This is a genomic window from Clostridia bacterium (genome assembly GCA_035561135.1).
Classification (GTDB): domain Bacteria; phylum Acidobacteriota; class Terriglobia; order Terriglobales; family Acidobacteriaceae; genus DATMYA01.
The window spans coordinates 656,251-681,118 of record DATMYA010000008.1 but is presented as its reverse complement, the minus strand read 5'-3'; the positions used below and the strand labels follow the sequence as shown (position 1 = coordinate 681,118).

Annotated in this window: 20 protein-coding genes; 13 read left to right on the top strand and 7 right to left on the bottom strand. The window is 58.9% G+C overall.

Annotated features, from left to right (window positions below):
* Positions 1–51: 51 nt before the first annotated feature.
* From VN622_03015 to VN622_03005, 3 genes are all read right to left on the bottom strand, one after another.
* A complete protein-coding gene (locus VN622_03015; protein HWR34827.1) occupies positions 52–510 on the bottom strand; it encodes an isoprenylcysteine carboxylmethyltransferase family protein in 459 nt (152 codons plus the stop codon).
* A gap of 440 nt (positions 511–950) precedes the next feature.
* Positions 951–3,338, bottom strand: a complete 2,388-nt coding sequence (locus VN622_03010) for a hypothetical protein (protein HWR34826.1) — start codon at positions 3,336–3,338, stop codon at positions 951–953.
* A 439-nt stretch (positions 3,339–3,777) separates the two neighbouring features.
* Positions 3,778–5,565: a SpoIVB peptidase S55 gene (locus tag VN622_03005; GenBank protein ID HWR34825.1), complete on the bottom strand. Its 1,788-nt coding sequence runs from the start codon at positions 5,563–5,565 to the stop codon at positions 3,778–3,780.
* Between the two features lie 201 nt (positions 5,566–5,766).
* Here VN622_03005 and VN622_03000 point away from each other — a divergent pair, with 201 nt between their 5' ends.
* Positions 5,767–7,002 carry a VWA domain-containing protein gene (locus VN622_03000; protein ID HWR34824.1) on the top strand — a complete coding sequence of 412 codons (1,236 nt, stop codon included), beginning with the start codon at positions 5,767–5,769 and terminating at the stop codon, positions 7,000–7,002.
* 53 nt (positions 7,003–7,055) lie between these two features.
* On the opposite strand, the gene VN622_02995 is transcribed toward VN622_03000, so the two are convergent.
* Positions 7,056–7,790, bottom strand: a complete 735-nt coding sequence (locus VN622_02995; protein ID HWR34823.1) for a class I SAM-dependent methyltransferase — start codon at positions 7,788–7,790, stop codon at positions 7,056–7,058.
* A 382-nt stretch (positions 7,791–8,172) separates the two neighbouring features.
* Between VN622_02995 and VN622_02990 the strand changes: the two genes are divergently transcribed.
* Both VN622_02990 and VN622_02985 read left to right on the top strand, forming a co-directional pair.
* Positions 8,173–9,993, top strand: a complete 1,821-nt coding sequence (locus tag VN622_02990) for a methylmalonyl-CoA mutase family protein (protein ID HWR34822.1) — start codon at positions 8,173–8,175, stop codon at positions 9,991–9,993.
* A gap of 279 nt (positions 9,994–10,272) precedes the next feature.
* Positions 10,273–11,496, top strand: coding sequence for a hypothetical protein (locus tag VN622_02985; GenBank protein ID HWR34821.1), 1,224 nt, complete (start codon positions 10,273–10,275; stop codon positions 11,494–11,496).
* Here VN622_02985 and VN622_02980 read toward each other — a convergent pair.
* Complete coding sequence (locus VN622_02980; GenBank protein HWR34820.1) at positions 11,476–13,137, bottom strand: hypothetical protein; 1,662 nt, start codon at positions 13,135–13,137, stop codon at positions 11,476–11,478. The two genes, VN622_02985 and VN622_02980, sit on opposite strands and share 21 nt — an antisense overlap.
* Before the next feature lie 216 nt (positions 13,138–13,353).
* Here VN622_02980 and VN622_02975 point away from each other — a divergent pair, with 216 nt between their 5' ends.
* The 8 genes from VN622_02975 to VN622_02940 all read left to right on the top strand — a co-directional run bounded on the left by VN622_02975 (position 13,354) and on the right by VN622_02940 (position 18,961).
* Complete coding sequence (locus VN622_02975; GenBank protein HWR34819.1) at positions 13,354–13,974, top strand: hypothetical protein; 621 nt, start codon at positions 13,354–13,356, stop codon at positions 13,972–13,974.
* A gap of 156 nt (positions 13,975–14,130) precedes the next feature.
* Positions 14,131–14,553 carry a cobalamin B12-binding domain-containing protein gene (locus VN622_02970; GenBank protein ID HWR34818.1) on the top strand — a complete coding sequence of 141 codons (423 nt, stop codon included), beginning with the start codon at positions 14,131–14,133 and terminating at the stop codon, positions 14,551–14,553.
* 250 nt (positions 14,554–14,803) lie between these two features.
* Complete coding sequence (locus tag VN622_02965; protein HWR34817.1) at positions 14,804–15,763, top strand: DUF5996 family protein; 960 nt, start codon at positions 14,804–14,806, stop codon at positions 15,761–15,763.
* 95 nt (positions 15,764–15,858) lie between these two features.
* Complete coding sequence (locus VN622_02960; protein ID HWR34816.1) at positions 15,859–16,008, top strand: hypothetical protein; 150 nt, start codon at positions 15,859–15,861, stop codon at positions 16,006–16,008.
* 39 nt (positions 16,009–16,047) lie between these two features.
* Positions 16,048–16,527 carry a DUF4149 domain-containing protein gene (locus VN622_02955; GenBank protein HWR34815.1) on the top strand — a complete coding sequence of 160 codons (480 nt, stop codon included), beginning with the start codon at positions 16,048–16,050 and terminating at the stop codon, positions 16,525–16,527.
* Positions 16,528–16,646: 119 nt separating this feature from the next.
* Positions 16,647–17,732 (top strand): redox-regulated ATPase YchF, encoded by a 1,086-nt coding sequence (gene ychF, locus VN622_02950; GenBank protein HWR34814.1) that lies wholly within the window; start codon positions 16,647–16,649, stop codon positions 17,730–17,732.
* A 68-nt stretch (positions 17,733–17,800) separates the two neighbouring features.
* Positions 17,801–18,175 (top strand): four helix bundle protein, encoded by a 375-nt coding sequence (locus VN622_02945; GenBank protein ID HWR34813.1) that lies wholly within the window; start codon positions 17,801–17,803, stop codon positions 18,173–18,175.
* Positions 18,176–18,226: 51 nt separating this feature from the next.
* Positions 18,227–18,961: a ZIP family metal transporter gene (locus VN622_02940; protein ID HWR34812.1), complete on the top strand. Its 735-nt coding sequence runs from the start codon at positions 18,227–18,229 to the stop codon at positions 18,959–18,961.
* 80 nt (positions 18,962–19,041) lie between these two features.
* Here the strand turns inward: VN622_02940 and VN622_02935 are convergent, their stop codons facing one another.
* Positions 19,042–19,815: a glycosyltransferase family 2 protein gene (locus VN622_02935; protein HWR34811.1), complete on the bottom strand. Its 774-nt coding sequence runs from the start codon at positions 19,813–19,815 to the stop codon at positions 19,042–19,044.
* Between the two features lie 274 nt (positions 19,816–20,089).
* On the bottom strand, positions 20,090–22,069 hold the full coding sequence (locus VN622_02930; protein ID HWR34810.1) for a TolC family protein: 1,980 nt from the start codon (positions 22,067–22,069) through the stop codon (positions 20,090–20,092).
* Between the two features lie 261 nt (positions 22,070–22,330).
* On the opposite strand from VN622_02930, the gene truA reads away from it, so the two are divergent.
* Together truA and VN622_02920 are read left to right on the top strand one after the other, a co-directional pair.
* Positions 22,331–23,116, top strand: a complete 786-nt coding sequence (truA, locus tag VN622_02925) for a tRNA pseudouridine(38-40) synthase TruA (GenBank protein ID HWR34809.1) — start codon at positions 22,331–22,333, stop codon at positions 23,114–23,116.
* Between the two features lie 51 nt (positions 23,117–23,167).
* Positions 23,168–24,736 (top strand): aldehyde dehydrogenase family protein, encoded by a 1,569-nt coding sequence (locus VN622_02920; protein HWR34808.1) that lies wholly within the window; start codon positions 23,168–23,170, stop codon positions 24,734–24,736.
* The last annotated feature ends 132 nt before the right edge of the window (positions 24,737–24,868 follow it).

The window sequence follows — 24,868 nt, the reverse complement described above, 5'->3', positions numbered from 1 at the left end:
GCTCCTGTGAATCCAGCCTTCATGCATTGTACAGAACGAAGCTGCTGTTGATCAGGCCCGGAAATGAGGCACGACGGCGGGCACTCTCTGCTTGTACTCGCGATAGGATACGCCGAAACGGCGCTCGAGTTCCGCATCTTCTGTGCGGATAAGGAAGATGCCACTGAGTACAGCGAACACAGTCAGAGCTAAGGTTGCAATTGTCGCAGTGCCGATCGTCCACCCGAGCATGGTGCAGAGGTGTCCGAAGTAGAGCGGGTGTCGCATCCGCGAGTGCAGGCCGGTGGTGACGAGGGAAGGCTCGTGGCGCTCGGGTTCAAGCTCGTTGCGCCCGATGACCTGGTTGACGGTGAAGTGGCGATTGCCGCCGAAGTATATGTACAGCGAAATCGTCCAGAGTGGCGGAACCAGGAGCCATGTCCAGTGTGCGTCGTACAGGAGCGCGTGCCGCCACGGAGCGGAGGCGGCCCAGACGACGATCCACATCAGCACCCAAGCGGGTGTGAGCACGCGAAACGGAGAGCGAGATCGCCCGCGCCAACGTTCCGCGAAGGGATGAATCATCAACCAAAAGAATGGGATCGTTGCGTACACACCACAGGCAAGCCATCCAAAATCTTCCAATACCCACATGGAACAAAAGTACATGGCGGCGGGTGGAGGTGCAATAGTTCAGTGCAAGTGGCCAGTTGCCATTGGCCGGTAGGAAGTGGTCAGTAGACACTAGCGCAGAAATCGCGAGCCAACGGCCTGTTCCTCTAACAGCTATCTAAAAATGGGAACTGGTGAACGGCAACTGAACTATGGCAGTTAAGCGGGCAGCCGTGCGCACCCAGAAACTCTCGAAAGAAAACGGCTTTAGCGGCTGAGGTAGCGCAGGCCAGACTCGCATCGCTTGAAGCGCGTTTGAACGCAAGCGCTTCACTAACAACCGAAAACTGGCTAACTGACTACTGACTACTGGCACCTGACAACGGTTTCACGATAACTTTCGCCGAGCCCATGTTGTCAAAGCTGTCGTAAACGCGGACGACGACGACGTGTTCTTCCGTACCGGCAGGAGGTTGCGTTTGCGGAGGACGCTTGCTGCGACGCTTGGATAACTGCTTGTCCGCCGGTTGCTGCGGGTTCTTCGAATCCTCGCTGGCTTCGTTCGGCGTTACAGTGGGCAGAGGGGTGGTTAAATCGTAGTTTTCGACAAGCGAATCGGAGATCTCGCCGATAGGCGCTACGTATCTCCATTCCCCGGCGTCGACGGAAAACTCGGCGCGACGAATGAGAGAGAAGGAATCGGCGCCGGAAAAAGTTATGTGCAGTTCGTTGCCGTCAAGGGTTGCGGCGAGGTTCTCAACGCGCGGTGGCGTGCTATCGACCTCGAAGCGCGCGCTTTCCCTGGAGGCTGTGAGCGCTTCATCCGGCGAATGGGAAGGCGCGTCCGAGGCGATGGCCCTGATGGTATAGCCTCCATCGGGCAGCAGTGCGGCGTCGAAGGTGTAGAAACGATCACCGAGGTCGTCCTTAAGGAGCTTCCAGCGCGACTCGCCGTCTCCACGATAGTAGAGGGAATAGGTGAGCTGGTCATCGTTGTCATCGCGTGCATTCCAGCGTACGGCGATGGAATTGTGATCGCGAATGGCGGGCGCGTTCGCCTGCTGTGATTGCTGCGGTACGTTGTCGGCCACATTGGACATCTGGCTGGTGGCGCGCGGAACAGACTGGAAGCGATAGCCGACCTGCACGGAGACGTCGTCCAGTTCCGGAGCGACATTCTTCGCCAGATAATTCACGCGCACGCTGTCAACGCGAGGTGCGGGATTTCCAGAGTGCAGCACGACACGCCACTGCAGGAACCGAGCGGCAGGCGAATCGGCGGCGGAATCCTTCTGGGTGTCTACCTTCCTCCACGGACTCCAGTTGCGGTCGGGATTGTCTACGTTGCCGCTGCGGGCGAAGAGCTCGACGTTGCCCGTGCTGCGCAGTTCGATTCGTCCCCAGCGTGAAAAATTCCTCGCATCGAAGATGTCGCTCTCATAGGTGGCCTCGCGCTGTTCGGAGTCTTCAAGCACGAAAATCTTGCCAAGATTGCTGGTCGCGGCATACATGGCGCCGTTGGCGGCGCGTGCGAAGCCGACAACCTGGCTGGCGCTCAGCTTCAGCAGGTCGGTGAACTGCCCATTGCCGTCGATCGCGTACACTCTGCCCTTATTGCCGGTACCGGCAATGAGGCGTCCGCTGTGATCGAAACCTAGGGCATAGGCGAGGTTGTCACGCGAACTCCAAATGCGTTTTGGAGAACCGTCCGGCGCAATGCGGTAAACCTCAGACCCGGTTGCGCCCATGCCGGGCAGGGGGATTGACAAGAACGGTGCTGCGCCCGGTTGCAGGGCAGACTGCGCACCCTGCGGTGGCGGCGTCATAACGGGGACATTGAAACCAGCCCCGACCGTAGGCGTGACTGGACGTTTTTCACCGGCACCGACGGCGTAAATGTTTCCTTCGGTGTCGATGGCGAGCGCGGTGATCTCTTTCTTGGGCGCGCTGTAGAGGACAAAACCTTCGCCTGCGGGTGAGATGCGATAGACGAGTCCGCTGCCGTCGGAGCCTGCGATAAGGTTGCCCTTCTGATCGAAGGTGATGGCGCGGATGTGCGCTTCATCGCTCTTGAAGAAAACTGAACTGGTGCCGTTGCGATCGATGCGGAAGATTTCGCCGCGATCGCCGGTAGCGACATAGAGCCGCCCTTCGGCATCGAGCGCGAGAGCCCAGATGTACTTCGTCTTCGGCTCGAAGAAAACTGAAGAAGTGTACGTCGGATCGATGGTCACTTTGGGCTGCAATGCGTCGGCGACGGTGGCCTGCGGCATCGGCGGTGCGGGCGCGGCTTTCGCCCCAGGCTTGGCGGTCGGTGGTACCACGGGCGCGATGCGGTAAACCTTGCCGTCCGGCGAAGTGGCAGCGTAGATCACTCCGCTACGGTCGATGGCGAGCGCCTGAACCTGCAACTCCTGCGGCGCGAAGATGACAGTCGCCTGTCCCTGGGGCGTGATGCGATAGACGCGGGAGGGCGCACCGGCGGCCGCGTAAACGTTGCCGAGATCGTCGCCTGCAATCGACCACACATACGTGGAAGGCGTGGTGTAGAGCGCCCTGCTGGCGGGAGCGAGTTCGAGGCTGCCATCGCTGCGGATGGCGACACCTCTAGCAGTGCCCTTTACAAGCTCGTCGTACCGGGACTGCTCCCACGTTCGAGTGCCTTGCGCCAGCGCCACGGAGGCCAGCAGCAGAACCGTCGCCAAAGTTGCAGTTAATTGTCCAATAATGTTTCGGGGATGGGACATATCTTGTCTGTTTAAGAAAGGGATAGAGTAAGCGTAACACAGCAGCCCGCGAGAGCATTCCTAGCACTCGTATGCGCCGAGAGAAGTCTTCCTGAGCGAAGCGAAGGATCTGCTTTTGATTTTCACTGGAATTGCAGCAAGACGGACACTCGCTGCTGAGCTGAACGGCTGTCTGTTCTGAGCTGCCGACTCCCGTTGTTCTCCTGATGAGCGGAGCGACGAAATCACGGAGACGAAGGACCTCTTTTGATCAGCATGGAACTGGCAAGAGGGATCCTTTGACTCGAGCTTACGCCCTCGCTCAGGAATACGAGGTTTGCTGTTACTCAGCGACTCAGCAGCTCAGCGACAGGCGCCCCAAAAAAGGCACTGCTCCCACCATGACGCGTGTTCTACCAGTCCAGCCGTCTTTTAGAACGCCGTTGTTGTTCGGCACGCTTTATCGAACGGTGACGGTGATGATCTGCGCTCCCGTGACGACGTAGTCGAGCGGAGTGGAGGCCTCATTCACTGCCGATTCGCCAACGACAACCATGTCCTGCGTTCCGCGCATTCCGTCCATAACATTCATGACGGAGAGCGGCAGCGTTGGCATCACCTTATCTTCCACCATCGCCTGCGGATTGGCTTCGAGGAGCGAAACGTAAAGCCTGGAATTGGTGTGTTCATTGTTGAGTTGAGCGATCGTCGCGTTGAGGTCGAGCTTGCGCGAGATCAGACTCGTGTTTCGACGCATACGGTCGAGGGTGTCGCCATCGCTGACGAGGATTCGCAACGTGCCCTTGGGCGTTGACGTCGGCACCTTCATCGGAACCTGCCGGACGATTCGCTCGCCGCGATAAGGGCGTAGTACGGTCTCTACGACGATCTCATCGCCGGGGCGCGCTTCGGTCACGTCGGTGCGCGCGGTTTCCAGGCGAGCCCAGCGGCGTTCGCGAACGAGGTCGATGTTCAGTTCGACACCGCTGATGTCGGGACGCTCGTACTGATTTTCGAATATTCGGCTGAAGCGCTCGCCGAGCGCCGAGGCGATAGCCGCCGCTGTGGGATTGCCCCCATCAACGGGCGCGTACATATTGCTGAGGGTCATGCTGGGGAAGCCGCTCACGTTGATGCTGCCCTTTACGCGGAAGGTCGTCTCTTCGCCATACTCGTTCATGCCCTGAATGGCATTGAAGACCGTGGTCATCATGGCAACGGGCGTCAGCTTGGCGTTGTTCAGCACTTCGAAGTGGAAACTCTTCGGGCGCGAGATGCCGTGGAAATTCAGGGTGACTGGGATCATCTTCGGCGTCATGCCGAAGCGTCCAAGGATGCCGGTATGCCGGTCCTGGACAAAGGCTCCGATAGGTTCAGTTGTAGTTGCGATCTTGAAAGCGTTTGAAGTCGAAGGCAGGGTGGCAAGCACGTGCGACTTCGTCATCGGCATCTCTACCTGGCCGAAGTTAAGCAGCGGGTGGCCGCAGGCGAGTAGTCTCTCAGGATCGATGTAGGTGACGGTGCAGGTAGCTGCGATATCCATATCGCCGCGAACGAGCACAGCGCCAACGGACGATCCGGGCTCAATGGGCTCTGGCTGCGGCGCATCGCTCGATGAACCGGCGCCCATCACGGGAACAATCCCCGCGGCAGCAAACTGCGAGGCAAACTGCTGGATGCTTTCCTGGCTGAATCCGTTGAAAACTAACGGAGTGTCGATGGGTTTGAGATACGTGTAAACCTGTTGAGATTGAGGTACTGTCCCCGGTCCTGAGGTGCGTTGTGGCGTTTGGGCGGCAGTGCTGGCAGCGGAGTACTCCGGCGCGGACGAGCGGTCGAGTTCGTTGATCTCGAGCATCTGCGCGATAGGAGTGACGCCGCCGATGGGTTCCTTGCTGAATTCGCCGATGCGATACGCAAGGGCGCCGACGAGCTTGCCTTCAATGTAGACGGGGCTGCCGCTCATGCCGGCTACTACGCCCGTGTACTCGGGCTTTTTGCCGTGCAGTCGCACGAGGATGACGTCGCCGCGTGGTCCGGCCATGTTACGCAGAATGCCGAGAACCTCGACTTCCATGGGCTCAGGCTTTATACCTTCGAAGACCGTGTAGGCTACGCCGCGCATACCAATCTTGACCTGGTCAAGAGGCATGGTTTGCAGGACTGGTTTGTTCTCGACGGCGAACGCGCCGACGCAGACGAACAGGAGAGACAAGAAGATAAGAAGTGGCGTGAAAAGCTTTTTCATACTGCAGGAGGCGCAACCCTTTTGGGTGCTGCATCCTTTCCCCCGGACGACTTCAGGCCCGAGCCCTTGCGCTCTGACGAGTTGGAAGTGACCTCTCCGGGTCGATCGGGTTAGTAAGTGGGAGAAAGGCTCGTGCAAAACGTCAGAAAGCTGGATTTGTGCATCTATACTAGCATAGAGACTCTGGTTACCCGAGGCATCATGTCTGCTCAAAAATGGCTTAATCCTAGCGGTTTTTGCAGTAACACCAGCGTGCTTACGGTGGCGATTCTGACCTTGGCTTTGCTGCTTTCAGCGCTCCCGATGGCGGCACAGTCAGGGCAGCAAGCGCCGGCACAGCAAGTACCTCCCGCACAGCAGGGATCGCAAACGCAGAAGCCGCAGCAGCAAGCTCCGCCGGAGGCTGGCGGTCCGCAAGGCGATGTAGGCCCGTTCGCCGTTCCCAAGAAGACGGAGGAGCCTGCGCCGCCGCCTCCGCCCAGGCCAAAGGCTCCGGAGGGAATGCCGCAGTACTCGCTTTCTGTGGATGTTCCGGTCGTGAGCGTGGATGCGCTGGTGGTCAGCAAAGAGGGCAACTTTATTCCCGGACTGAAAAAGGAGTACTTCCGCGTCCTCGAGGACGGCGTGCCACAGACGATCACGAGTTTCACACAGACGGAGCGGCCAATCACGGCGGTGCTGCTGATCGAGTTCTCCAACACCAACTACGAATTCATGATCGACGCGCTGAACGCCGCGTATGCCTTTGCCGCGGGCCTGAAGAAAGACGACTGGGTAGCGGTGATCGAATACGACATGCACCCCACGATTTTGGTCGATTTCACTCAGGACAAGAGTGCGGTCATGGGAGCGTTGAATACGCTGCGCGTTCCCGGCTTTCGTGAGAGTAACGTCTTCGACGCGCTCTACGATACGCTCGACCGCATTGAGTCGATCGAAGGTCGCAAGGAGATCATTCTGGTCGGCAGCGGACGTGACACGTTCAGTCGTATCACTTACGACAAGATGCTGAAGAGGGTTAAAGATGCGCAGAACGTGACCATCTTCACGGTGAGCACCGGACGCGCTTTCCTGGAGTGGGTGGACGCGCGCGCGGGTAGTAACTATCGCGTGCGCGAGGCGATGATGGATTATCTGCAGGCCGACAACCAGATGAATACGTTTGCCAAGTTGACGGGTGGGAAGTGGTATAACCCGCGCTTCCAGGGAGAATTCCCGGACATTTTCCGCGATGTGGCAGCGAGCGTGCGCAACCAGTACACGCTGACCTACAAGCCGACAAACGCGAAACAGGACGGGACGTACCGTAAATTGAAGGTGGAATTGGTGGCGCCCGGGACGGACAAGCCTCTCGTTATGCGCAGCGAGAAGGGCAAAGAGGTCAAATACAACATCGTGGCGCGCGAAGGTTACACGGCGAAACGCATTGTCGAGTAGACGCGAGCTGTTGCAGTAGTGGTGAGCTGCCAGGGCGTGTTGAGTGCGTGTGTTCAGCGACAGAGAAAGAACGCGCGGCCGTGCTCGCGCCGCAAGGAAAAGTCTTTCCCACCATCGAAGACGCGCACTTCGCGAAATCCAGCCTGCTTAAGAGCGCTAATGAGTTCGGCTCGCGAGTGACACTTCTGCACGAGCGTGAACTCTGCGATCCTTTCGCTATCGCGGCTGCAAATAACAATGTGGTTGGTTGCGAGCCGATGCGTTCTGTCATAGCGTGGCCGGACGCTGCAAATTTGATGGTCATTCTCCACCGTGAAAGATTCGCGCCAGCGCCGCCGGTAAGCCTCCTCCAGGAATAAATCAAAAGCGAAACACGCGCCCTCGGTCAATGCGTTGCGAACGTTGCGGAATACTCGCCCCAGGTCCTCTGTGTCGATGTGAGCGAGACTATTGAAGGTCGATAGGGCGGTGCGGAACTTGGTTGGAAGTTGGAAATCGCGAACATCGGCGAGGATGAAGTCGGATCGCGGGGCGTTGGTGCGCGCCTCCTTCAACATGGCCGCGGAGTTATCGATGCCGGTGACGTAAAATCCGCGGGCATTGAGCGCCGCGGCCAAATGTCCCGCGCCGCAGCAGAGGTCGAGGATGCTTGCGCCCTGAGGCAGGGAAGAGAGAAGCAGGCGATCATGCACGGGAAGAACGAGGCGAACGGCTTCCGCAGCGAAGTGTCGCGCGTACACGGAAGCAAAGAGATCATACGCTTCTCGGGTTCGGCGAGCGGTTTCCATACGCCTCCGCTACAAGAGCTTTAGATGAGCGGATGTTTCGCGACGAGAGATGACGAAGGGAATATCTTCCTTCAGCAGAGTAGATGAGGCAGCAACCAGCATCCTCAGCGGCCAAACAGGCTGCTGAAGAAGTCCTACTCTCTGAAGACCTTGACCTCAGCGGCTAAACAGGCTGCTGAAAAACCAGATTCCTTGAAGGGACACGCCTTCAAGCGTGCGTAAGTCGATTGCTGGGAAGGCGGCTTTTAGCCGCCAAGGGGGAGGGTCGCGCCCATGCGCATTGTTGCTTTACTCCCCTTCCGTGCATCTCTTACACTGGTAGCTTCGCACGCTTGGGCCTGTGGGGATGGGATCCGGGTGTCTGCGCTTTTCGTGGGGAAAAATGCCTGACAATCAAAAGGACGTTGGTGGTGGTAGTGTGGCTGCAAATCGTGTGGCTGAGAATCGGTTGAAAGAGGTTTTCGACAGGCGACATCCGTCCGAGAGCGAAGAGCGCTGGGCGGAGAAGACGCTGTTGCCAACGCTGGAAAAATCTCCAGAGAAGCCGATTGGCGCGCCGACGGGCACAAACCTCGACGAGAACGGCAACGCGCGCTACACGACGATTTCCGGTCTGCCGATCAAGCGGCTGTACACGAAAGCCGACCTGCCGGAAGACTGGAACTACGACCAGTATCTCGGCTATCCGGGCCAGCCTCCATACACGCGCGGGATTCACGCTACCGGATATCGCGGCAAGCTGTGGACGATGCGCCAGTTCTCGGGCTTCGCGTCTCCGGAAGAGACCAACGCTCGTTACAAGTACCTGCTGTCGCATGGCAGCGGTGGGCTGTCCGTGGCGTTCGATCTGCCGACGCTGATGGGTTACGACAGCGACTCCCCGTTCAGCGAAGGCGAAGTCGGCAAGTGCGGCGTCGCCATCGATTCGCTTGAGGACATGGAAATCCTGTTCGACGGCATCAACCTGGAGAAGACGACGGTTTCGATGACCATCAACTCTCCGGCTTCTGTTCTTTGGGCTATGTACCTGGTGGTTGCCGAGAAGCAGGGTGCGGATTGGACAAAGGTAAGCGGTACCCTCCAGAACGATATCCTGAAGGAATACATCGCTCAGAAGGAATACATCTATCCACCTGCGCAGTCGATGCGACTGGTGATTGACACCTTCGAGTTCGGCTCCAGGTTCACACCTCGCTTCAACACGATTTCGATCAGCGGCTACCACATTCGCGAAGCCGGTTCGACGGCGCTGCAAGAGCTGGCGTTCACGATCTATGACGGTGTTGAGTACGTGGATTGGGCGCGCCGCCGCGGGCTCGACGTGGATGAGTTTGGGCCGCGACTCAGCTTCTTCTTCAACGCGCACAACGACTTCTTCGAAGAGATCGGCAAGTACCGCGCTGCGCGAAAAATCTGGTACCGGCTGATGAAGGAACGTTTCGGCGCGAAGAACGAGCGCACCTGGCTGATGCGATTCCACACGCAAACGGCGGGCGTCTCACTAACGGCGCAGCAGCCAATGAATAACATTGCGCGCGCCGCGATCCAGGCGATGGCAGCGGTGCTGGGCGGAACGCAGTCTTTGCATACCGACGGCTATGACGAAGCACTTGCGCTGCCGACGGAAGAGGCGGCGCGCATCGCGTTGCGCACGCAGCAAATCATCGCGTACGAGTCGGGAGTGGCGCAGACTGTCGATCCGCTTGGAGGTTCGTATTTCGTTGAAAAGATGACGCTGGACATGGAGAAGGGCGCGTTCGACTACTTCGAAAAACTGGATGCGATGGGTGGCATGGTAAAGGCCATCGAGAAGGGGTTTCCGCAGAAGGAAATTGCTGAGGCCAGCTACCAGTTCCAGCGCGCGACCGAAGCTAAAGAGAAGATCACGGTCGGCGCGAATGAGTTCGTCATTGAAGAAGAGCCGCCGAACATCCTGTACATAGGGGAAGAAGTTGCGCGCCATCAGACGGAGAAACTGAATGCGCTGCGTGCTCGTCGCGACAACCAGGAAGTTGCGCGCCGCCTGGATGCTCTGAAGAAGGCTGCCGCGCAGGAACCCAAAGCCGCCACGGATGGCAACATCTCCCCGGTGAACACGATGCCGTTCATCATCGACTGCGTGCGAGTATATGCGACGGTAGGCGAGATTTGCGATGCATTGAAGACCGTGTACGGGACGTATGAGGAGTCGGCCTTCGCTTGAACCGCAGACTCGGACTCTAGATGTCGGACGTCGGACTTCAGACGATGGACCTCAAATGCCGGACGGCAGAGTTCGATGCTGACGGCGAACTGTCGAACAGCAACAGACCATCGAAAAGAGATGAGTCATCCTGCGCGAAGTGAAGGATCCGCTTGTGCCGCTGTCTGGCTGCGCCAAAGAGCGGGCGCAATCCCATGATGACGCATAGCTTGGGTGATTGCGAAGCGTCGCATCCTCGGCAGCAGCACTCCCCTGAACCGCGTTTACATCTAACTCTCCGTGTTCCCATTCACTCGCACATCTGAGAAGACAGCGCAGCGGCTTGCTTTCATCTTCTTCTTCACCACCCTCGGCCTTGGCCTGTGGCTGGCTGCAACATGGCTGTACATACGGCACCTGACGCTTGTTCTGCCGATGCCGGAGGTTCCCAAGCCGGTGGTTTACCAGCCTGCCCCAATAGAGAAAGTGTCTCCGCTGCTGTTGCAGTACCGGCTGGATTTACCTGGGCGGGGCGAAGTGTTTCCCGCGATGCAGGCGGCAGCCGCATCGGACTACTGGCCGATTTCTATCCTGACAATCTCGAACGCCGCCGAACGCCCGGTCTTGCAGGTGGTCTCGGCAGAGATTCCTGGATGGAGCAGACCTTTCCAGCAGTCGATTGTGATAGGGCCACAGCAGACGCTGGGGCTGAAGATCAGTCCCGAGCTGTTGCCCAAGGCGAACAACGTCGCGGAGATCGAGCACGCGACACTCAAACTGCAAGTGACGGACGAGAGCGGCGCTACGATGTTTGCCCAGCAGCGGCCGGTGCTCATCCACAGCGGCTCAGACCTTTACTGGGGCAAGCAGTTCGCCAACGCCCAGGTGGTGGCACGCTGGGTAACACCGCACGATTCTGCCGTGCTTCAGCTCGTTGCGGATGCGCGTCGCTTCGTGCCCAAGGGGCGCTTGCCCGGCTACAACGCCAATGGACAGAGCGAGTCGAGCGTAGCGAAGCAAGTGACGCGACAGGCAGACGCCATCTTCAAGGCCCTGCAGCGCTCCGGTTTCAGCTATGTCAGCAGCATTTACACCTTCGGCGGCTTTACGGACGTGGCGCAACGGATTCGCCTTCCGCGCGAGACATTGACGCTGAGTACGGCGAACTGTATGGACGTGTCGGTGGCATTCGCTTCGGCGATTGAAAACGTGGGCATGAAGCCAGTCATCGTCATACTGCCGGGACACGCGTTCACGGGCGTGCGTTTGGGGGCGGATTCGTCGGCGATCCTGTACCTGGACCTGACGGTGTTGCCGGGTGGCAGCTTCCGGCAGGCGCAGGCACGCGCGCAGGAATGGCTGAAGAAGACTCCGCCGGAGCAGGTACTAACGGCTGACATCGCTTCAGCACGACGCATGGGACTGTATCCGCTAGCTTCGTCGCCCTCCAATGAGAGCGTACCAGCTGGACGTGACGTAGCAGGACGCGATGCGCCGAAAAGTTCAGAAGCGCGTAGCCGTTAACTTCACATCCGCACGCTCCCAAGTCTTCTTGTAGCGCTGCTCAACCTGTACGGCTTCTTCGGCTTTGCCCTGGGCACGAAGGCTCTGCGCCAATCCGAAGAGCGACCAGCCGTTCTCGCGATTGCGCTTCAGGTCTTCGCGATAAATGCGTTCGGCTTCAGCAGGTTTGCGTGCTTCGAGCAGCACGGCTCCGAGCGTGTGGCGAACCGGGTAGTACCAATCCTCCGGCTCGTTGTACTTGAGCGAATCCTGCACGGCGACAGCGCGTTCGAGGCACGCAATACTTTGCCGGTAGTCCTTCCGCGCTGCAGCCATCTCACCCTCAAGAACCAGGGCGGCAAGTTCCAGCAACTGCGTCGCCTGGTTCGCGCCGGCAACGTAATCCTTCATCGCCGGGAGCTTCTGTATCTGCCGAACTTGAGGTAGTTCGCGGGCGGCGGCCTTCAACTGGTTCGTACGCGCGAATGCCAAACCGCGTCCATAATGCCAGATACCTTGCGCGAAAGGCATGTTCGCAGGCGGTTGCGGCTGCGCGAGCAGTAACTGCCACTGGCCGAAGCGCGCCATCGCAAAGACGGGCACGCTGTAGAAGACGTTCCCCCAAGCCGGAACTTCCTTCATGTCGTGGGGGACGCGGCCTTGGACCTTGCGCGCCGCGGCAAGCGACGCTTCGCGGCGGCCGTCCATCATCAGCGCGAATGCGAGGAAGTGCAGGTTGTGTGGGTAGTAGCCGAGTGGGTAGATGCCTTGCGCCCTGCACTGTGCGAGGTAGGCTTCATCGGCGACGATCGCCATCTCGTTCGAATGTACTGCATCCGCATAACGTCCGACTCGCATGTAGATGTGCGCTGGCATGTGGACAAGGTGTCCGGCGACTGGCACCAGCGTCTCCAACTTCTCCGCGCTAGGCACTGCCCGGTCGGGAGATTGTGAGGGTTCCACGAGGTGTATGTAGAGGTGATTCGCGCCGGGATGATTGGGCGCAAGCTTCATCGCGCGCTCGACGGCATCGATGGCCTTCGAGGTATCCGGTTTGGGAGTGCCGTCCGGCAGGTAGTAATCCCACGGCATCACGTTCATAAGCGCATCCGCATACAACGTGAGCGCGTCGGGGTCGTCGGGGTAAGCCTTGGCAACGGCTTGCATGGCGATGGCGTATTGCTGATCGCGCAACTTGCGGTCAATGCCGGGTGCGTCTGAGTAGCGCTTGCCGAGCGCGTCGATGAAGGCTCGCTCCTTGTCGGAAGCGTTCTCCCGGCGGGCAATCGCCTTCTGAATGGCGGCGTGTGCGCGCTTCTCGCGTTCGGCAGGCTGCGGGTCGTTGATATTTGGGCCGAGCGCGAGCGCCTGTCCCCAGTAGGCCATGGCCAGCCTAGGGTCTAGGCCAGCGGCGTTGAGGAATGAGCGCTCCGCCTCCATGTGGTTGAAGCCATAAGCAAGCGTGAGTCCCTGGTCAAAGTAGCGCTGCGCTAGCTTGTTCTCTGTAGAGACCACGTGATGCAGGTTCCCGATGTTGTCGAGCAGAGGCGCTTTGCTTTGCACCATGGCAGGGTCGGCATCGGGAACATGGTGCTGCGCAAGAACGGTGGAAGTGGGAACGATGGCCACCAGGAAAGCAGCGGCAAAAGCGCACAAACGCATAGACTCACCCCGTGTGGCTCGACATTTTAAGCCGAATTCTGAGCTGGTGAGCTTCGGCTTCCGGATTTTTGTCCGCTGAGAGTAGCGGCAGAGCTGCGCAGTCGAAGGAGCCCTCTCTCCTGCGCCCATCCCATGCAGCACTATGTCCCCTCCTTAGAAACCTGGGCCAGCAGAGACATGCTTCGACTTCGGGGGAAGCCGTAGTAAAGTGATCCCATGTGGAAAGCGCTGATTGCTATTGCCCTTACCGTGAGTTGCGCCGCCCTGTTTGCGTGCAAGTCCAGTCCTGCGCCGCAATCATCAACCGAATCGACGACTGCTCCGGCAGCCTCTAACCTGCCGTCGGACGAGATGACCGAACAGCTTCGCAAACTCGCCGGCACGGGCGCGAGTGACTGCGGGCGCGTTCCCGTCAACGGTGATGTGAAAGCGGCTAGCGACTGCGCCATGCAGGCGAATAGCGCGAACAAACCGTTCACCGTGCGTTATGACCTTCCGATGGAGAAAACCTTCTCAATCGCCACGGTCCGCGCCGCCGATGGCAAGCTCTATACCGTGCAGTACGATAGTCGCGGTTGGGAAGCAAAGCCCGAGAACGGAACAATCACCGAGGACAAGAAGGTTCTTATCTCGGAGTGCCAGAAGGAATTGCCGCTGCGCATTGCCGGCAGCGGTCGCATTACCTGTATGGCGCCACAACAAATGCCAGCGGGTGGCGGCATGAGTCCGCACGGCGGCATGAGTCCCAGTGGAGCGAACACAAAAGGTGCGATGCCTCAGATGGCTAACCCACATGGCACGGCATCGCCCGCGACCGCGCCTTCCCGCGCACACTAAGCGACACCTAAGGCCATACTGAAGCCCGGCCGCGCGCCGGGCTTTACTACTTGGGCGTCACTACTTGGGCATCGTGGCTTATTCCCGAATTTGGCCGCTCGCGTTATGATGGCTCAACACTGAGGCTGGCAGCTGAAGGCTGCGGCTCATCCCTTTATGCCCACTGAACGCAAAATTCGTGTACTTGTTGCCAAGCCCGGACTCGATGGGCATGACCGTGGCGCGAAGGTCATCGCGCGCGCGCTACGGGACGCTGGCATGGAAGTGATTTACACCGGCCTGCGGCAGACGCCCGAAATGATTCTGACCGCCGCTCTACAGGAAGACGTCGACGTCATTGGCCTCTCCATCCTTTCCGGCGCGCACAACGCAATCGTGCCTCGCGTGACGAACCTGCTAAAGGAAAACAATATGGACGACGTGCTGCTGCTGGTTGGAGGCATCATCCCCGATCAGGACATTCCTGCGCTGAAAGAGCAGGGAGTGTCGGCCATATTCCAGCCTGGCACGCCCATGGACGACATTGTGAATTTCATCCGTGCGAATGTGAAGCCCCGAGGCGTTACGGCGGCTTCCTAAGACCTGAATTGTTGAAAGATTGAAAGACGTGACAAGGCCCGGTGCCCCAGGTCCACGCCGGGCAGTTCGGCGTTAACCTGGGATGACGCTTCTTTCCACTCACACGAGTGTTTCAGCAATTCGGCACGGCTCCGGCCGTGCCTTTCTGTCGCCGCGAAGGCATCGGAGTAGAGCGGCAGCAGGCGGACGGCCCGTGGGTTGGCGAACCTTGTCGCCGGTGAGCGGCATCTAGCCCGCTAGGAGGTCTGCCATGTCCCTCGGTGCTCACGCGCACCAAGCGAACTCTCAAGCTGAACTCTGGCCCGCCCTGCCTTTGGATGAATGGCTGGACACCTACGCCACTCTGCACATGTGGACGCAGGTCGTCGGCAAAATCCGTATGAAGTTGACTCCGCCGACTAACCACTGGTGGCACGTACCGTTGTATGTCTCCGCCCGGGGACTGACGACCTCCGCCATGCCGGCGAACGATCACATGGTCGAAATCATTTTCGATTTCGTTGAACATGCTCTCGTCATCGAGAGCAGCGATGGCACTGTTATCAATATCCCGCTCCTGCCGAAGCCGGTTGCCGAATTCTACAGAGAAGTTATGGAGGCCATGCAAGCGGTGCACGCCGGCGTAAAGATTTGGACAACGCCGGTTGAAGTGCCGAACCCTATCCCGTTCGAGCAGGACTACCGGCACACCTCTTATAACCGTATGTACGCGGAACGCTTCTGGCGCATCCTCATGACGATCCAGCCAATCTTCTCGGAGTTCCGCGGGGAGTTCGTCGGCAAGTCGAGCCCCGTGCACTTCTTCTGGGGCAGCTTCGATCTAGCGGTGACACGATTTTCCGGCAGGCGCGCACCCGAGCGCGACGGCATCGATCCCGTCACCCGCGAAGCGTATTCACACGAAGTAATCAGTTGCGGATGGTGGCCGGGTGGAACCTCGGCTACGGGTGCGGCCTACAACGAACCGGTTTTCTATGCGTACGCCGCGCCGGAGCCGCTGGGTTTCTCAACTTCGGAGGTTCGTCCAGCGCAAGGCTTCTACCACGGAGAGATGTCGGAGTTCTTGTTGAAGTATGACGACGTACGGCAATCGGCTGATCCGCGACAGGCGCTGCTCGACTTTGCGCGCAGTACGTACGAAGCAGGTGCGAGGTGCGGGGGTTGGGATCGGGATAGTCTGGAAATGCGCGACCGACAGCAGGCGGCCTGACGCGCCATCCTGGCACGAGCGAAGTAGTACCGCGTATCATCTCTGGCGATATAACCGTTCTTCGCTTGTGCGGAGCGGAGGAGGCGAACAATTTAATGTTGTTCTCGTCGCACGCTGGCGGCCTCGCAACGCTCGATCCTCAGACGCTTATCATGCATGGATCGAGTTTTGCGGGTGATGGCGGACGCGTGCGCGCCTTGTCGTGGTATTCCGAGAGTGCTGGGCGAGGCGGAGCCAGGGCGTAGCGCGGCAGGGCCAATCTGAAATTCTGGGATATCACAACTATGCCGACTTTTTTGCGATTTCTGATGCTGCTTTCGCTTGTCGTCTGGATCGGCGGCATAATCTTCTTCTCGTTCGTCGTAGCGCCAACCGTCTTTTCCGTCCTGCCGACGCGTCACCTGGCTGGCGCCGTGGTCAACCGCTCGCTCGCCACGCTTCACTGGATGGGCATTTTTTCCGGCGTTGTCTTCGTCGTAGCGTCGCTAATCTACACGCGCATGAGCTCCGGCGCAGCGTATCCATTCGCCGCGCGGCATCTGCTGGTCTATCTCATGCTGTTGCTCACCATCGTTTCGCACTTCGGAATCGCAGCCAAAATGGCTACGTTGCGCACCGACATGGGCGAGATTGACCGTCTTTCGCAGGATGACACGCGCCGCGTGCAGTTCAACAAATTGCATGCCTGGTCCACGCGACTCGAAGGCACGGTGTTTTTTCTTGGGCTCGCGGTGCTGTTTCTCACCGCGCGGCGTTTATCATAGAAGTTCGCTCCCCAGTTTCCCTTTCGCTGTTGGACCGGCTCCGTTCACCGCTCAGATGACGAGTGCTGAACTTGACTGCGCCGACGGCCGTGCGCTGTTGCTATCAAGGAATCATAACTATGAAGACAGGAATCATCGGTCTGCCCCAGGTGGGCAAGACATCGCTGTTCAAAATTCTTACCAAGGCTGACGTCGCCGGTCGCAGCCACGCCAACCCCCGCGAAGCGCACATCGGAGTCGCCACCGTGCCGGACGATCGCCTTGACCGTCTCGCCAAGCTGTTTGACCCGCGCAAGCTGGTACACGCGCAGGTCGAGTACGCAGACGTTGCCGCCATCGGCCAGGAAGCGCTGAAGGAATCCGCCTTCCTCAACAACCTGCGCACCGTGGATGCACTGGCGCACGTCGTTCGCGCATTCGAAGACGAATCTATCCCTCACGTCGGCCCCATCGATCCTCTTCGCGACATTAAGAACGTCGACTTCGATCTCATCGTCAGCGACCTTGGCCAGGTTGAAAGTCGCCTGGAGCGCATGAAGAAGGATTTGCAGAAGAAAAAGACGCCGGAGTTGGAGCGCGAACACGAACTGCTCCTCCGCACGAAGGCCCATCTCGAAACGGAGCGTCCGCTCCGCGAGATGGAAATGACGAAAGACGAAAAGAAAATCGTGCGTGGCTTCATGTTCCTCAGCGAGAAGCCCATGCTCTACGTCCTCAACATCGGCGAGAGCACGACGCTCGGCAAGGATCTCGAAGACGCTGTCGCCAGGTTCAATCTGAATGAAGTCGCTTCGCGCCTCAATACGGGAGCCACTGCCATCTGCGGAAAAGTCGAGGCCGAACTGGCCGACATGAGTGACGAGGATGCCGCAGAATTTCTTTCCAGCTACGGACTTACCGAGAGCGGACTCGCGCGCCTCATACGCAAGACTTACGAACTTCTCGGCCTCATTTCGTTCTTCACCGTCGGCGAAGACGAGTGCCGCGCCTGGACCATTGAGAAGAACATGCGCGCCGTAAACGCCGCCGGAGCTATCCACTCCGACCTCGAACATCACTTCATTCGCGCCGAGACGATTCACTGGGACACGCTGCTCGAACTTGGTTCGGAAGCCGCGGCCCGCTCTGCGGGCAAGCTGCGCCTCGAAGGCAAGGACTACATCGTGCAGGATGGCGACATCATGCACATACGGCATTCAGGCTAGTACGCCAGCGTCCTGTTCCGGGTCCCTTGTTGTGCTGCCGTCTGCTATGCTCGACTGTGAGGTGAGTTTTGGGCCAGAGCTTCCGTGACGTCCCCGCGTGGCAACATGCCATGCAGCTTGTAAATACCGTGTATGCTTTCACTCGCTCCTTTCCGGCGGAAGAGCAGAACGGCCTGACCAGCCAGGTACGCCGGACTGCCGTCTCGGTCCCCAGCAACATCGCCGCCGGTCAGGCGCTGCCGCAGAAGGAGTTCCTCCATTGCCTAAGCACGGCACGCGGCTCGCTTGCGGAGTTGCAGACGCAAGCGTTGATCGCGGTCGATCTCGGCTTCGTTGCGGCCGGTGCGGCCGCAGCTCTTATTGAAGAAACAAATCGAGTTGATCAGATGGTCGAAGCGCTGTACTCGACCGTCGACGTGGGTTGGAATCGCAGCAGCTTATAACGAGACCTGTTCAGCAGAAAGAATCTTGAAGAAACACAGCCAAAACAGCCGATGAATCCTATATTGCTCAGCCTGTTGCTCGGCGGCACCGCCGCGCTTGCGAACGTCTTTGGTGGAACTCTGCTCGTTCAGAGACACTGGGAGCGGCGCTACCTGAAGTACTTCATCGCACTCGGAGCCGGATTCATGCTGGCCACCTCCATCGTGGAGATGATTCCGGCCAGCATCGAACTGCGTGGCGATAATGCTGCTTACCTCATTCTGCTCGGATACCTTGTCGTACACTTCTTCGAACACACGGTCACGCCTCACTTCCACTTCGGCGAAGAGACACACCACGACGAGTTCGCGCACTCGCACAAAAGCCTTTCGGTCCTTGTCGGACTTATCATTCACACGTTCTTCGACGGTATCGCCATTGCCTCCGGCTTCCTCGTTTCCTCATGGCTCGGCTGGATCATCTTTATCGCCGTGTTTTTGCACAAGATCCCCGAGGGCTTCACAATTACCTCCGTCATGCTAGCCAGCGGCAGCAGCCGCAAGCGCGCCTGGGGAGCCTCGGTAATCCTTGGCGCGGCCACCTTCGCCGGCGTGCTGGTCATGACCATCACGCAACACGCTGTCACCTTCGGACTGCCTATCTCGGCGGGCGTCAGCATCTATGTTGCCGCCAGTGACCTCATGCCGGAGGTGAACCGCGAGCCTGGTGTGCGCATGGCATTGGTGGTCTTCGTAGGCGTCGCGCTGCTCTTCGTTATGGACAGCTTTTTCCATCTGCACCACTGATCTGTTCTGGAAAATTCGTATTCGATTGGGCAGGGAGACGAGAGCTTACCTCAGCGGCTTCAACCGCTGAGGTTATGTGGTCAGCGATCCTGCCCGATTTCCCAGGCCTTCGCATATTTCCAGCTCACATATACGGAGTGGTACATGTGCAGCAGCAACCCTTCGCGCCCATCAAGAAATCCGAGCCGGAACAAGTAGTTGTAAAGGAACGTCGCCAACGGGCGTAGCACGATGTCGAGAACGCTGAAACCGCGCCGCCGCCTCGACACTGCCACCTGCGCTCCCAGCGATGAATACCGATTCATGTGCTCAATGTAGCCGGAGAGCGTCGGGTATGCGTGGTGATTCATCGGATAGTGAAGGGTTCCCAGCCGCCCTTCGATTTCCATAGTCTCGTGCACCGGCCGATCAAGGAAGCGTCCCTTACCTCGCCTGAACAAACGCAGCTTCGGGTCGGGATAGAATCCGCCATGCCTGATTGGCTTGTTGAGGAAGTGATTCCTGCGCTTAATCCAGTAGCCATCTTCCTTGCCGAATCCGTCTTCCGCGGGACCTGAAAGGATTTCAGAAATTTCCTTCGCCAGTTCCGGGGTCAGTTCTTCGTCCGCATCCAGGCTCAGCACCCAAATGCCCGTGCACTTCTCAATTGCCGAGTTCTTCTGTCTCGCGAAGCCCTTCCACGTCTCGGAAAGAACTCGCACATGCGGGCCGAAGCTTTGCGCAATTTCTACGGTGCGGTCATTTGAGCCGGAATCGACGATGACGATTTCGTCCGCAATCGCCGCCACGCTACGCAGGGTGCGGGCGATGTTTGCTTCTTCGTTGAACGTGATGATGGCAACTGAGAGTGTCACGCGCGAAATACTAGCAGGAGAGTGCCGCCCGAGCGTACATCTTGATTGGGCAGGCTATGGAAAAGTGACCGTATCAAGCACAGGAAAGGCCTGGCAATCACCACGCCAGGCCTTTTTATGATGCCCGTCTGCATCGGGCCCCGCCACCCGAATCGTCCTTAGCATGGGGAGGACGTCGGAACGACCAGGTGGCGGATATAAATGGTTTGGTGCTACTGGTTTTGCAACTACGTCCCGCTACGTTTGACGAGCAACGGGACGTAGGGTTAGCGAATTATTGTTGCTGCTGCTGCGGTACCGCCTGCTGCTGCAATACGGTCGGTTGTAAGTCCGTGCGTGGGCCGACGAATGGGACCGCGGGCATCTTTGACACCTGGCCGGATTCGGCGTCGTCCACCTGTATGCCGTTGCGGTCGAGCGTGTAGCCGGTCACGCGATCCAGTTCCACGCGCGACTTCTCGTAAGCTGCCATGGCAGCAACCCGGTTGGACTCCGCTTGCGCAAGGTCGCGCTGCGCCTGCAACACCAGGGTGTTGGTGGATGCGCCAAGAGCGTACCGCTTCTGCTCGGCGTCCAGGCTCTGCTGCGCGAACTCGCGAGCGGTGCTCGCCGCATCTACGCGAGCACGGTTCTGCTGCACGGCAAACTGCGCGTTGCGAACTTCGATGTTGATCTGGTTCTGCACCTGCTGCATGCGCATTTGTGCCTGGCGGTATTCCAGTTCGGAACGCACCTGGTCAGCCTGTGCCGCTCGGTTGCGAATCGGAATCGTCAACTGCAAGCCGAGGCCCTTGTCCGGAGCCGTCGAATCGAACAAGCTACCGAACACGCCACCGTAACCGCTGGGGAAACAAATCGGTTCATTCACTCCGCCACAGCTTCCCAGGGCCTGTCCTCCAAGGGAGGAGGCGCCGTAGAAACCGACAAGATCAAGCGTCGGCTTGAGCGCATTGCGGGCTGATGTCTTGCTGATCGCGCGGTTGGTCAAGTCGATGCGTTGCGAAGCGATGTCCGGACGACGGCTCAGCGCCTGTTCCACCAGGTCCTGAATGGGGCGAATCTCTTCCTGCGCGGGGATGACCATCGTGTCGGTCGGGATGACCGGAGCGGCTGCCAGCACTGGGTCAGACATGTTGCGCGTTACCGCATTTTTCATTAGCAACTGCTGCAATTGCAGGTTCGTCTGCGAGCCGATCAGATCCTGGTTACGAGTGGACACTTCCGCCTGTGCGCGAACGATTTCAATGGGCGCGAGTGTCCCGATCTCCACCTGCTTGCGGTTATCGGAAAGGGTCTTCTCCGCCAGGGCCAGCGAGCGCTCCTTCACCTTCACGTCTTCATACGCGTTTACAAGATCCCAGTAGATGTTCTGGATCTGCGAAACCGTCGAAATAATCTGGTTCTTGAAGGCGATGTCTGAAATCTCACGGTTGTTCCTGGCTATGCGGATGAAGCGCGTGTTGGATGCCAGCCCGAATCCGGAGAGAAGGTGCTGACGAAGCGAGGCGCGGAAACTGCTGCTCAAGCTCGGATTCACCGTAGTGCGAAGGCTGTTCGTAGTGCTGCGGCTGTTACTGAAACTCACGTTCAAGAGTGTGCCGGTCTGGAAGCCTTGCGAGTAGCCGAAGTTTGCGACGCCGCTATTCTGGTTCAAGACGTTCGTGCCGGTCACGATCGTGTTCGACTGTTGGCTGACGGCACGTTCGATCTGCAGTGTACCGGTGAGCATAGGGTCGAACGAGTCGATGTTCGCGCCAACGCCGCTCGTCGACGACACGATGCCGCCGGTTCCTGCGCCAGCACCGCCAGCACCTGTCGAGGTACCGCCCGCTCCGCCACCCTGCGATGCCGACCCGATGCCGCCGTTACCGCCGCCGGGCGTACCTGACACGAGGCCCGTGTTGACGCCGCGTGTCGAGCCGCCGGACAAAGCGCGAAGTACATCCGTATCGGCGATGCTCAGGTTGTAACGCGCAATGGCCAGATCAAGGTTGTTCTCCAGCGCGAGCGCGATGGCGTCGTTCATTGACAGCATCAGATTGCCGTTCTTGACCATCTGGTCGAGCCGTGGCGCGTTCACGAAGTTCGGTGGCTGAACGTCGCGCCCCATGTACGGGCCCACGAAGGTGAGCGCCGAGCGCGGCTTGGAATAATCCTGCAGCTTCTGCGCATAGCCCACAGAGGTGCACAGACCCAGTAAACAAACCACCGCAAAGAGCCTGGCGGAAAACGTTCTTGAACCCGAAACTGGCATTCGCTTGTCTCCAAAAAATGATTGCTTCAAAAAAAGTCGAGTCCCTGTCGCTGTCCCCACCTGATACGCATCGAGCAGGTCGCGAGTTCCAATCTTTCTCCGGCGTTCACGAGCGGCAAACATCAGCCACGACAGACCTGTAGCTTTGGCGTGTGGGAAGTGCCATAGTATAGCCGACCCAGGCCCCAGGACAGAATACTTGAAGCTTACGATAATCCCCACTGGTAAGGCGATTTCAAAATCGCGCAATCGAGAGTCCGCTTGAATCGAAACCTGAAAATCACGCTGGCCTACGACGGCGCGGAGTTCCGAGGATGGCAGGTGCAACCCGGTCTCACCACCGTACAGGGAATTCTGGCCCATGTTATTGGACGGGTGACGGGCGAAAAAGTACTGCCGCAAGGTTCTGGACGCACCGATGCCGGCGTTCATGCCCTCGCCCAGGTCGCCAGTTTCAAAACTGAATCCGTCATTCCACTAGCCAACTTCCTAAAAGTGCTGAACGACCATCTGCCACCGTCGATTCGCGTTCTCTGCGTCGAGGAGATGCCGCCAGACTTCCACGCGCGCCATTCTGCGAAGGCGAAGACATACCGCTACCGCATCTATCGCGGTGCGATCTGCCCGCCGTTCCTTGCCCGTTACGTTACTCACCACCCTTTCCCGCTGGATGAGGAAACAATGTTCCGTGCTGCGGGGCAAGTCCTTGGCGAGCACGACTTCACATCCTTCGCAGCAGTCGATCCTGACAGGGAACAGCGGGAGGGCGCGGATGCACAAACTGCTGTCGCGCTGAAGCACGTCACAAACGTCCGAACTATCTTCGAATCCGCGTGGCATCGTGAGGGTGACGAGATCATTTACACGGTGCGGGGCAACGGCTTCTTACATCACATGGTCAGGAACCTCGTGGGGACGTTCCTGCTCGTCGGCAAGGGAACGCTCGGTGTCGCCGACGTAGGCCGAATCCTGAGAGCGCGAGACCGCTCGGCTGCTGGGGCAACAGCCCCCGCCTCCGGCCTTTACCTGGTCAGCGTCGAATACTAGAAGACTCGCTCCGAAACTCCGCCCACGCAGCGGCAGGGAGACAACTTTGCGATGAATACTCCGGCAAGGTCGCCAGAACGTATCGTGAACACCAATCCCGCCACGGGCGAAGTTCTCAGCGAGCACGCCTGCGCCGCGGCGGCCAACGTTCAAGATGCCGTCGCGCGTGCCCGCGCCGCTCAACCGGCGTGGAGCCGCCTCGGCATTGCCGGCCGCGTGCGTGTGTTGCGCCGGTTCCAGCAACTGCTGCTGGAGCAGCGCAGCGAGGTGGCGGCCTGCGTCACCGCTGAATCCGGCAAGCCGGTCGTCGAGTCGCTGGTTTCTGAGGTGATCGTCACGCTGGATGCTGCACGATTCTGCACCGAGAACGTCTATCGTGTGATGCGCGAAGAGGATGTTCGGCACGCGAACATTGTCATGAAGACCAAGCGCGGGCGGATTCTGCACGAGCCGGTCGGCGTTCTCGGAATCATCTCGCCGTGGAACTATCCTCTCTCCATTCCCGCCACAGAAACGCTGGCGGCGCTGGTGACGGGAAACGCTGTTGTGCTGAAACCGTCCGAGCTAACTCCACTCTCGGCGCTGTATTTGGCCCGCCTGCTCCACGAGGCAGGTGTGCCGCAGGATATTTTTCAGGTTGTGCTCGGCTTCGGGGGCACCGGAAGCGCGCTTATCGAATCGGGTATCGACAAACTGGTCTTTACCGGAAGCGTGGAAACCGGAAAACGCGTCGCCGAAGCCGCCGCACGACGCCTGGTGCCGGTTGTGCTCGAACTTGGCGGAAAAGATCCTATGCTCGTCCTCGACGATGCTGACGTGGACATCGCCTCCAGTGCCGCCGTTTGGGGCGCGCTCATGAATGCCGGCCAGACGTGTTTGTCGGTTGAGCGTTGCTATGTGCACCGAAATTTGTATGAGCGGTTTGTCTCGGAATGCGCCCGCAAGATCGGACAGCTCAAAGTCGGCAATGGCGCCAACGCTGAAACCGATATCGGCCCACTCATCTCACTGCGCCAACTCGAAGCCGTGGAGGCGCAGATTGAGGAGGCCGTCGCCGCTGGTGCAATTGCTGTTACAGGAGGCAAGCGCCTTCCACAACTCGGGCCAAACTTCTTCGCGCCGACTCTGCTTGTAAACGTGAACCACCGAATGTCTCTCATGCAGAAGGAGACTTTCGGCCCGGTACTTCCCATCATGGCCTTTGACTCCGATGACGAGGCCATCGCTTTGGCCAACGACTCCGACTTCGGACTCTCCGCAAGCATATGGACACGCAATGCTCGGCGTGGTGACGCGCTGGCACGTCGCGTGAATGCCGGCACCGTCATGGTGAACGACGTGATTACCTGCTTCGCCGTAGCTGAAGCGCCACATGGAGGGATCAAGGCCAGCGGGCTTGGCCGCACTCACGGCCTGTTTGGAATGCGTGAGATGGTGCGAACAAAGTACGTCGCCTCAGACCTGCTGCCCAGCATCAAGAAGGTTTGGTGGTACGGATACGGTGAGCAACTCGGCCATCAGATGAGCGCTTTCGTAGGGTTGCTGTTCGGAAACAGCTTGGTTGCTCGTGCCAAGGGTGCTGCAATATCTTTCCCGTCGTTATGGCGCAAGCGCCTGTAAAGTCGCGCAGTTAAGTTGGAGCGCTGCTGTTGTCGCTCGTCGGCGTTTCTATGCTGCGGGAACGTGGCTGCGGTACTCTAAGTCATTGCGGTACAATGCCATCAGTCTTGGCGTTGTGCCTCGTGCCTTCGC

Coding starts and splice junctions, on each gene's coding strand:
- VN622_03010 (HWR34826.1), bottom strand. CDS start 3,338: ATGTCCCATCCCCGAAACATTATTGGACAATTAACTGCAACTTTGGCG.
- VN622_03005 (HWR34825.1), bottom strand. CDS start 5,565: ATGAAAAAGCTTTTCACGCCACTTCTTATCTTCTTGTCTCTCCTGTTC.
- VN622_03000 (HWR34824.1), top strand. CDS start 5,767: ATGTCTGCTCAAAAATGGCTTAATCCTAGCGGTTTTTGCAGTAACACC.
- VN622_02995 (HWR34823.1), bottom strand. CDS start 7,790: ATGGAAACCGCTCGCCGAACCCGAGAAGCGTATGATCTCTTTGCTTCC.
- VN622_02990 (HWR34822.1), top strand. CDS start 8,173: ATGCCTGACAATCAAAAGGACGTTGGTGGTGGTAGTGTGGCTGCAAAT.
- VN622_02980 (HWR34820.1), bottom strand. CDS start 13,137: ATGCGTTTGTGCGCTTTTGCCGCTGCTTTCCTGGTGGCCATCGTTCCC.
- VN622_02975 (HWR34819.1), top strand. CDS start 13,354: ATGTGGAAAGCGCTGATTGCTATTGCCCTTACCGTGAGTTGCGCCGCC.
- VN622_02970 (HWR34818.1), top strand. CDS start 14,131: ATGCCCACTGAACGCAAAATTCGTGTACTTGTTGCCAAGCCCGGACTC.
- VN622_02965 (HWR34817.1), top strand. CDS start 14,804: ATGTCCCTCGGTGCTCACGCGCACCAAGCGAACTCTCAAGCTGAACTC.
- VN622_02960 (HWR34816.1), top strand. CDS start 15,859: ATGTTGTTCTCGTCGCACGCTGGCGGCCTCGCAACGCTCGATCCTCAG.
- VN622_02955 (HWR34815.1), top strand. CDS start 16,048: ATGCCGACTTTTTTGCGATTTCTGATGCTGCTTTCGCTTGTCGTCTGG.
- ychF (HWR34814.1), top strand. CDS start 16,647: ATGAAGACAGGAATCATCGGTCTGCCCCAGGTGGGCAAGACATCGCTG.
- VN622_02940 (HWR34812.1), top strand. CDS start 18,227: ATGAATCCTATATTGCTCAGCCTGTTGCTCGGCGGCACCGCCGCGCTT.
- VN622_02930 (HWR34810.1), bottom strand. CDS start 22,069: ATGCCAGTTTCGGGTTCAAGAACGTTTTCCGCCAGGCTCTTTGCGGTG.
- VN622_02920 (HWR34808.1), top strand. CDS start 23,168: ATGAATACTCCGGCAAGGTCGCCAGAACGTATCGTGAACACCAATCCC.